Raw genomic sequence first — 9,114 nt, 5'->3', positions numbered from 1 at the left:
GATGTCTTTTACAAATTTTTCAGTACTCTTTTTCTTTGGAGTTTCCATATCTAAATCTAATTGTTTTTCTTGAAAACTCTCCTTAAGTTTTTATAATAGTGTGTCCACTTTTTGCTGACGATTTACAATCTTGCTTTCAATTTTTTCAAAATGCAATTGGCGATATCATCCATTTGTTGACTGTCAAGATTTAATTTGACCATGTTTTTCTTTAAGTTCAATATCAACTGGCTTTCTATCAAGGGTGTCCATTTCATTATAACACCTGAATCCCTTAGCCAGATCTCTCCGCAATCTTTCCCGATTTTGTTCATAATGCTGTCAATAGTAGGAGTAGTGCGTGTTAAGTCTAAGCCATTTGGAAATCTATCTACAGTTTTTTCTACCATACAGTCCACGACTTTTTCAATAGATGCAGACGAGATCCCTACCTCTGTTAAAGAATTTGTATACTTACTTTTTAATAAAGATACTCTTTCCGTTGTCCAAGTAACTTCATTGACTTTAGCCTGTGTAAGACTTCCTCTTTTTTGTAAAGTTTCTTGACTGTAAATTATAAGAAACAGACTTATAATTCCCCACAAAAGTGCCACGTTACTCCATAGCTTCGTTGTCGGAGTCGGCTCTTTTGACTTTGTAACACCAAATATAAACCAAAATAGGGGTGTTGACGATATTAACAGCAACAAATAAGTCCATTGGCTATGCCCCTTAATTTTTAACAATCTATAACCGAGTACGGCAAGCAATACCATTACAAGTAGTGGTAATACATTCATGATAGCTGAGAGCGAATCCATGTGTTGGTTTTTAATGTAATATTTTTGGTGATAAATTTATTTATTTAAGTTATGATTTTTTACGGATTACCGTAAACTGGTTGATGTTGTCGGTTCTTAAAGATAAATAAAATTGTATCAGATATCCAGATCCTTTTTCAAACGATAAACGGTACCGAATATAGAAGTAGAATAGTCTTATTAAAACCATCATCTTTATTTAGGATTAGTACTCTTTTCCGAATGCAAATATATACAAAATATACCGTCTCATGTAGCGGTGTTTTGTTTTTTTATTATTGCTTTCTTGCATGAGATGGACAAAAAGCCACACGCTACTCATGTCGACGCCTATCTCATTCAGAAAGTAAAGGAATTGAGAACTAAAAAGGGCTTATCCCAAGCTAAACTTGCATTAGCTTTAGATGTATCTGTGGGTTATATTGGGCATGTCGAAAGCCCAAAGGATAGAGCGAAATATTCTCTTTCAATGTTACCGAAACTTGCTTCAGTGTTGGAGTGCGAATATGCTGATTTATTACCTCCCATAACAAAGTGAACTTGGTTATCCCACTACGTGAATTAACCAAGTTCCGTAAATCAATTAGGTTTTTATATATTTCAATGTGTTATACTGTTCAAGCTCTTAATTTCTTCTTGTTTCTGCTGAATTCTAAATTTAAGCTTTTGCTCTTCTTCCCTTTTAATCACCAAATCATTGAATTTATTGGGATCAAGAGAGTAGGTGGAATCGATATGCGATGTAACATTGGGTAGCTCCAATTCCATCATACGGTAGCGTATCTCATACGATTTTCTATTGTCCAATTGTCTGTTTTTTTCATATAGAATTCCTAAACCCAGTGACGTAAAGATCGATAATAATAACATTACAATGATCACTGGCGTGGATTTTATATCAATTCCGTAATGATGTTTTACATTGACCTGATCAGGGATTTCAGCGAGCTTTGAAGCAATCTCTTTTTCCTTGTCAACCAATCTGTTGACCTCTTTTCCTGTAGCGTCGGCAATCTGAACAGCCAGATTCTGCAATGAACCGTAATCCTTAACGATCCTTGACAGTACATCATTTTCACGCTTGATAAAAGTCTGTATCTGGCGTAACAGTTCCTGATCCTTTGCGCGTATCTCATGAAATTCCTTCATATTCTTCTCGTTTTCGGAAAGCAGGGATACAATTGTCGGCATGATGCGTACTATGTCCTGCGTAATAAGGTCTGTATTCTCCTCTAAAGTGTTTACCTGTTGCTGTAAGTTTTCTAATTCTGTGCGCATATTCTTAACGTTTTAACCTGTAATTTTCTTTCTTTTTTCTCTTCTTGATAAATGGATCTTCCTGCTCCGGTGCAATTTCAGGGATCGAAAAAAAAGCGGATGCTATATAGCCGATGGTTTCCCCGATATTGGTGTCCATAGACTGACCTTTCGAAACATTGCTCTCTATCCCGTGATTTTGTTCCATAGCGTTATCGATACCATTTAATGCCCTGTCGATCTGGCTATAGCTCAATGAGCGGTCAATGGCCGATCCACGAAATGTCTGTCCGTTCTTGCTGAACGAAATGCCCTGAACCTCATCCGTCCCCGATCTGTACTTAAACTGCATTTCCACACCTCTGTAGCGGATATAGTTCCGTAGTTCCGTCCAGTTTTTGCTGTTACGGATGCCTGCCTTGACGGTATCGTAAATCTGGTATCTTGTCCTGTCATTTCCTTTCAGCCTACCTCGGTTTACATGCTGAGATACCGCCTGCATTATAGTAAGCATAATGTGCATGTAGCCCTACAAAGAATTTACTGAAAGCTTCTCTCTGCCACAGCCTTAGTTCGGGCTGAATAGCGAAATTTTTCAACTTGGTATCACCGCCATAGGTAAAGGGATTATAAGATACAGGGACATGCAGCGTAAGCGGGTGTTTTGTGTTGTCTGGGTTTAAACCTACCTCACTCGCCAGATTGATATTTCCCAATGCAGCACCTGCCAGATTTGTTTTGATAACAAGATGATGTTCTTTGGAGGAAACGTTCTCTTGTTCTTGCGCCAGCACGCTGCCACCGCAGATTGAGAATATGATTAAACTTATATATAGCAACTTATTTTTCATGACTTTATTTTTTTTACACTGCAAAGGTAGGCCTAGCATCTTCCAAGGGAGGCTATATTCTGCCATTAAACTATCAGATTAAGACAAAAGATAGGACGTATTGCTTTCCTTGTTATAACCAAGTGTTGAATTTCTTGATAAACCAGTTCTTTACCACTTGTGTTGCCAGGCAGTAGGTAAACAATATGCCTATCAACCAAGGGAAATATGCCAGTGGCAATGATTGCATCTTTAATGCTGCTGCAAAAGGCGAAAAAGGCAGGATAACACCGATGACCATAATCAGCGTGGTTAAAGCGACTACTGGAGCCGTTGCCCAGCTTTGTACAAATGGTACTTTACGGGTACGTATCATGTGGATGATAAGCGTTTGTGAAATCAACCCTTCGACAAACCAGCCCGTTTGAAAAAGTGTCTGATGCTCAGGCGCATTTGCCTTGAACACAAAGTACATCACGGCAAAAGTCGCAAAATCAAAAACAGAACTTATCGGACCGATAAAAAGCATAAATTTAGAGACCCCATTCGCATCCCATTTTTTTGGTTTTTCCAAAAACTCCTTGTCCATTTCGTCCCAGGGGATGGAGATTTGCGATATATCGTACAAGAGGTTTTGTATCAGTAGATGTATGGGCAGCATAGGTAGGAACGGCAAAAAGGCACTGGCTCCGACCATACTGAACATATTACCGAAATTGCTGCTGGCGGTCATTTTGATATACTTGATGATATTGCCAAAGGTTCTTCTGCCATATATCACGCCTTTACGTAGTACCATCAGGTCTTTCTCCAATAAGATAATATCTGCACTTTCCTTCGTGATATCAACAGCTGTATCCACACTGATACCCACATCGGCTTCTTTTAATGCAGCAGCATCATTGATACCATCGCCCACAAAGCCAACCGTATAGCCTTTACTTCGTAATGCTTTTACTACTCTTACTTTTTGCAACGGACTTAGTTTGGCAAAAACGGAAACCTCATCAATCTGTTGCAGTAATTCTTCATCGCTAATTTTCTCCAATTCACTGCCGTTAATAATGTGCTGTACAGGAATACCCACATCGCCACAAATTTTCCGTGTAACCGTTTCGTTATCGCCTGTAAGCACCTTTACGCCAACACCTAATTTCTGCAAGGCTTCAATAGCAGGCTTTGACGAGGGTTTTGCAGGATCGAGAAACCCTATAAATCCGGTTAAGGTCATTTGATTTTCGTCTTCAACGGAATAGGTGAGCGGATGCGCACCATCAAATTCACGAATAGCGACCAGTAAAACCCGAAGCCCTTCTTGGTTCATTTTTTTAGAAGTGTTCAATACAATACTGCGCATCGTATCATCCATCGGTACGACTGTGTCATTCTCAATATGAAGACTTCGGTCATCTCCGGGATTAAAAGCATTGGTGCATAGTTCCAGCATTTCCTCAACTGCTCCCTTACAGATCAAAAGATGCTTGCCATTATGCTTTCTCAACACAACAGACATCCTTCTGCGCCCGAAGTCGAAAGGGATTTCATCTACTTTAAGGTATTGTTCTTCTACTTTAAGATAATCGTGCAGATCCACGTGTTCCAATACGGCCTTATCCATCAGGTTTTTAAGCCCGGTTTGGTGGAAGCTGTTGAGGTAAGCCCATTTCAGCACTTCGTCATCTTCAATACCGAAAACATTCAGATGCTTTTCCAGAACGATTTTATCAATGGTAAGCGTTCCTGTCTTGTCCGTGCATAGTACATCCATAGCACCAATATTCTGAATGGAATTGAGCCGCTTTACAATTACTTTATGCTTGCTCATATTTACAGCTCCTTTGGCGAGATTGGCCGTAACAATCATCGGCAACATTTCTGGAGTTAGGCCTACGGCGACGGCAATAGCAAAAAGCAATGCCTCTGCCCAGTCTCCTTTCAGCAAACCGTTGATTAGAAAAATGAGCGGCACCATTACCAGCATGAACCGGATAAGCAGGAAACTGACCTTGTTAATTCCTTTATCAAAGCTGGTTTCCGGACGTTCCCCTATAATACTTTTGCTGATACTGCCGAAGAATGTATAACTGCCTGTGGCAACAATGACAGCTATGGCAGATCCGCTTATCACATTGGTTCCCATAAAGCAGATATTATTAAGCTCCGTGGGTTGCTTTTTATCGGCATCACGTATCGGAAAATGGCTTTTTTCTACAGGCAGCGCCTCTCCGGTGAGCATACTCTCGCTTACAAAGAGGTCTTTGCTCTGCATAATACGACAGTCAGCGGGTATCATGTCTCCTGCGGACAGGTAAACAATATCGCCGGGTACAAGCTCACCTATAGGTGTTTCTTTTTTGCCAACAAACTTTCTACATACGGTTGCAGTGGTTTTTACCATGCTTTTCAGCTTTTCGGCGGCCGTATTGCTCCGATATTCCTGAACGAACCGCAAAAGGGCGCTCACCAGTACCATAATGGATACCACCACGACTGTTTTGAAATCACGCTCTTCGACAGATGGTAGCCATACATCAATAACAAATGAAACAAATGCAATAATCAATAGAATATAGATGAACGGATTAGCAAATGCTGTTAAGAGCTGTGCGTACCATTTCGGTGCTTTTTGGTGTTGCACTTCATTGGAACCAAATTTTATCCTGCGTTCGTCTGCCATTACATTAGTTATACCTTCCTCACCCGTTTCCAGCATCGCATACACAAACCTGTCGTCCTGTCTAGATGCGTTCTGCAACTTAGTGATGGTTCCCATATTCATTCCGCTTGAATTAATAGCAGAATGCAAAGGATTTTTTGCTGTGTTTTTTAAGTTTAACATCATATTATATCTTATTTTTCTGATGAATAAAATCATTGCTATAGCTCTGATTGTGTTCCTATAATTTCCCAACTTACCTTGATTACTTTTTCTTCAATCGTTAATCGGCTTGCTACGCGTTCTATTTGGGTATCCTGCTGTGTTGCAGATTTGATAACTGCAGTAATAGTTACATTTACCATGTCGTCCATATTATCATCACTGGTTAGCGACTGTAACAGTAGCTTTTCATCGCTGCCCAACATTTGCATTAGTAGTACCCGAATAGGGTTTTCTACTTCCGTACGGCATTTGATTGTAATAAGGTAATCGGTCTGTACGTTTGAAGATTTGACAAACGTCAGCCTGTTGAGCTGTATGCCAATAGGGCGTAAAATGACATGGGTGAGCATGATAGTAGTAGTGACCAATGCAGCTTGCGGAAACAATCCCATACCGCTCAATGCACCCACGGCGGCTGAACACCAGATCGTGGCAGCGGTGTTAAGCCCCTGCACGTTCAAACCATCTTTCATGATAACACCTGCACCCAGAAAACCGATACCGCTCACGACATAGGAAGCTATCCTACCTGTGGCATCGCCCCCAATCTCTATGGAAAGCAATATAAAAGCAGTAGCACCCAACGACACCAAGGTGTTGGTACGCAGTCCAGCACTTTTCTGGCGCCAATGGCGCTCGATACCGATAACTGAACCGAGCAGCATTCCGATAAGTAGCCGTAAAGCAAAATCTAAAATATCCATTGATGACCCCCTCCTGTTTTCTAATTACAGTGCAAAGGTATCTACCCCTTTTCTCAACCGTGATTAGAGGAGCAACAGAAAAAAATTAGAGTTTTATTAGAAGAGTATCTTTCTAAAAGTATAGTTACGAACGCTCTTTAAAAAGGAAGACTTGAAAAGTACATCTGACTTATCCAGTCAACCGTGTCGTTGGTTATGGAATGTTAGCAGGAAAAATAAAAGTTATTTAGTAGTTGAATGGCCTACTACTATTGGCAACTCAACGGTAAAGGCTGTTCCCTGATTTTCTGCTGATAGAACGGTAATAGTGCCTTTGTGTAAAGTGATAATCTTTTGTGTAAGCGAAAGCCCAATGCCGTTGCCATCTGCAAAGCTTTTGTTGTCACCACGGTAAAAAGGCATAAAAATATTTTTCATATCATCTTCCGAAATACCAATGCCTTTGTCTCTGAAATTAAGAGTTATGAATGACGGGGTATAGGTTGTAGATTGAGTGAAAGAAATAGAAACTGTACAACGTTTATCTGCGGAAAATTTGCAGCCGTTTTCAAAGAAATTGACAAAAGCCACTTTCAAAAGATATTCGTTGCCATTAACAGAAATTTGGTTATCGTTTTCTTCCTGAAGAAATTCAGGTGCAAAGTGAACATCAATTTTGTAATCGGGACTTGCCTTTTGCACCTGCTGTCTTGCTTCTAATAACACTTCATCAATACGGGTGGGCTTAAACGAAATTTCGGAAGGGTCATAGCTGGCTTTTGCCAAATCTAACAAACTGTTTGAAAGGCGAACTAATTTTTTTGCATCATTCAGGACGTTTTGGATAGCTGATTTATATTCTGTAATATTTCGGTCTTTGTTGGCCGACAATTCCAATTCGGTAATAATGGCTGCAAGCGGTGTTCGCAGTTCGTGTGAAATGTTGGAAACAAAACTCTTTTGGGAATCAAAAGAGTTTTCCAATCGGTTCAGCATTTCGTTGAATGTATTTGCCAATTCCGAAAGTTCGTCTTTGTTACCATTGTCCGGCAAACGCAAATCAAGATTTGTAGCAGAAATATTTGCTGCCTTTTCGGCCATTTCTTTTACGGGTTCAAATGCCTTTTTAGAAAAGAAACGCCCTGCTAGGTAGATAACCAAAATGGAAATGATGAAAACGATAATGCAGCTTCTAAGTAAGCTATCCATTTTATTGTAACCATATTGGTCGTATGCGCTGGCGGTAACTATAAAATTCTTGCCTTGAAATTCATATCGCAAACCGATAACCTGCCAATCTTCCTGATAAAAGCTGATTTCCCCTTTTTGGTTAATCTCGTCTATCATTTGTTTGGTTTCTTTCACAACATCAATATCTACCGCATCGTGATACAATAAGGTAAATGCTGTATCATAAATAGCTACTTCAACTTCATTTAAAATTTTTCGGTTGTTATGGTATATGTCCTGCAAGGTTTTTTTATCAATGCTGGCGTTCAAAAACAGATTGGCTTTTGTGATTACTTCTTTTTTCAGAACCCCATAAAATTCCTTTTCGCGGTTTTCCTTAGCGGTATAATAAATAACAGCAGCAAACGCTAATAAAATAGTAGCGGTAATGAGTGTAAATAATATGGTTAGGCGAGTCCTTGTTTTCACTTTATTGGTGATGAATTATCGGTGATGAGTGTGGAGTTTTTATTTTTGAGATTTTGTTTTGTGGTGAGTATTTCATCACACTCTTTTTGAGCAATAGCAAGTTTATGGACAAAATCCATCCTACTCTCTGCATTTTGTGCTTCACGAGTGTTTGCACCAACAGAAGTTCCTGAACGCAATAACTGTTTGCTCAAAACAAATTCTCTTTTTTCTTCGCAAAGAAATTTATAACTCATCACTCTTCAAAATAAATCCCATACCAGATTTGGTATGAATGAGTTTTTTATCAAAATCCCTGTCAACTTTTTTACGCAAATAATTGATGTAAACATCAATGAAGTTAGTACCGGTATCAAAATGGGTGTCCCAAACTTTTTCGGCAATTTCTACTCTTGACAAAACCCGTTCGGGATTATGCATCATATATTCCAGCAACTTAAATTCTTTCGGTGTCAGGTTGATTTCCTGTTCACTTCGCTTTACGATCTTGGTGTACAAGTTCATTTCGAGGTCGGCAAAGCGTAATATAAAACCTGTGGAATTTGAAGATTTAGCGTTGCGTTTCAGTAAAGCACGGATGCGAACCAACAATTCACGCATTTCAAAAGGCTTTACAAGATAATCATCTGCTCCTGCGTCAAACCCTTCGACTTTATCATCTGTTGTGCCTAATGCTGTAAGCATAATAATAGGTATATCGGGCTTACTATTCCTAATTTGCCTACATAGGTCAATCCCGTCCATTTTCGGTAGAATAATGTCCGTAATAATAAGGTCATAGTTATTTTGCAATACTAATTTCTCACCTGAAACCCCATCATACGCCAAAGTAGATGCAAAGCCCTGCTCTTTCAATCCCCTTTGTATAAGTTCGGCTACTCTTTGATCGTCTTCTATGATTAAAATGTTCATTCTTATCCTCTTGATAGGATTGTAAACTTACAAAATATTATTGGACTATATTTATATGTAGAATCGGTTACTGAACCTGAGTAAAAAGGATA

Annotated in this window: 10 protein-coding genes; 1 reads left to right on the top strand and 9 read right to left on the bottom strand. The window is 39.4% G+C overall.

Features of this window, described 5'->3' with window-relative positions:
- Positions 1-122: 122 nt before the first annotated feature.
- Complete coding sequence (locus tag E4F24_RS01920) at positions 123-800, bottom strand: hypothetical protein (RefSeq protein ID WP_140936913.1); 678 nt, start codon at positions 798-800, stop codon at positions 123-125.
- Positions 801-1,095: 295 nt separating this feature from the next.
- Here E4F24_RS01920 and E4F24_RS14110 point away from each other — a divergent pair, with 295 nt between their 5' ends.
- On the top strand, positions 1,096-1,338 hold the full coding sequence (locus E4F24_RS14110; RefSeq protein WP_140936912.1) for a helix-turn-helix domain-containing protein: 243 nt from the start codon (positions 1,096-1,098) through the stop codon (positions 1,336-1,338).
- A gap of 62 nt (positions 1,339-1,400) precedes the next feature.
- Here E4F24_RS14110 and E4F24_RS01910 read toward each other — a convergent pair whose 3' ends face one another.
- From E4F24_RS01910 to E4F24_RS01875, 8 genes are all read right to left on the bottom strand, one after another.
- Positions 1,401-2,078: a hypothetical protein gene (locus E4F24_RS01910; protein ID WP_140936911.1), complete on the bottom strand. Its 678-nt coding sequence runs from the start codon at positions 2,076-2,078 to the stop codon at positions 1,401-1,403.
- A gap of 4 nt (positions 2,079-2,082) precedes the next feature.
- Complete coding sequence (locus tag E4F24_RS01905) at positions 2,083-2,571, bottom strand: hypothetical protein (RefSeq protein ID WP_235891135.1); 489 nt, start codon at positions 2,569-2,571, stop codon at positions 2,083-2,085.
- Positions 2,525-2,908: a DUF3575 domain-containing protein gene (locus tag E4F24_RS01900; protein ID WP_181182335.1), complete on the bottom strand. Its 384-nt coding sequence runs from the start codon at positions 2,906-2,908 to the stop codon at positions 2,525-2,527. Before E4F24_RS01900 ends, E4F24_RS01905 begins: the two co-directional genes overlap by 47 nt.
- Positions 2,909-3,020: 112 nt before the next feature.
- Positions 3,021-5,729, bottom strand: coding sequence for a magnesium-translocating P-type ATPase (mgtA, locus tag E4F24_RS01895; RefSeq protein ID WP_235891134.1), 2,709 nt, complete (start codon positions 5,727-5,729; stop codon positions 3,021-3,023).
- Between the two features lie 35 nt (positions 5,730-5,764).
- The gene (locus E4F24_RS01890; RefSeq protein WP_140936908.1) at positions 5,765-6,472 is read right to left on the bottom strand and encodes an MgtC/SapB family protein; all 708 of its coding nucleotides are present in this window, start codon (positions 6,470-6,472) and stop codon (positions 5,765-5,767) included.
- A gap of 222 nt (positions 6,473-6,694) precedes the next feature.
- Positions 6,695-8,110: a HAMP domain-containing sensor histidine kinase gene (locus E4F24_RS01885; protein WP_140936907.1), complete on the bottom strand. Its 1,416-nt coding sequence runs from the start codon at positions 8,108-8,110 to the stop codon at positions 6,695-6,697.
- A complete protein-coding gene (locus E4F24_RS01880) occupies positions 8,107-8,346 on the bottom strand; it encodes a four helix bundle protein (RefSeq protein WP_140936906.1) in 240 nt (79 codons plus the stop codon). The genes E4F24_RS01885 and E4F24_RS01880 overlap by 4 nt, the downstream gene beginning before the upstream one ends.
- Positions 8,336-9,022, bottom strand: coding sequence for a response regulator transcription factor (locus tag E4F24_RS01875; protein WP_140936905.1), 687 nt, complete (start codon positions 9,020-9,022; stop codon positions 8,336-8,338). The genes E4F24_RS01880 and E4F24_RS01875 overlap by 11 nt, the downstream gene beginning before the upstream one ends.
- Positions 9,023-9,114 lie beyond the last annotated feature (92 nt).

This window comes from Sphingobacterium lumbrici (assembly GCF_006476045.1).
In the GTDB taxonomy this organism is placed as follows: Bacteria; Bacteroidota; Bacteroidia; order Sphingobacteriales; family Sphingobacteriaceae; genus Sphingobacterium; species Sphingobacterium lumbrici.
This window is presented reverse-complemented; position numbering and strand designations above follow the sequence as displayed.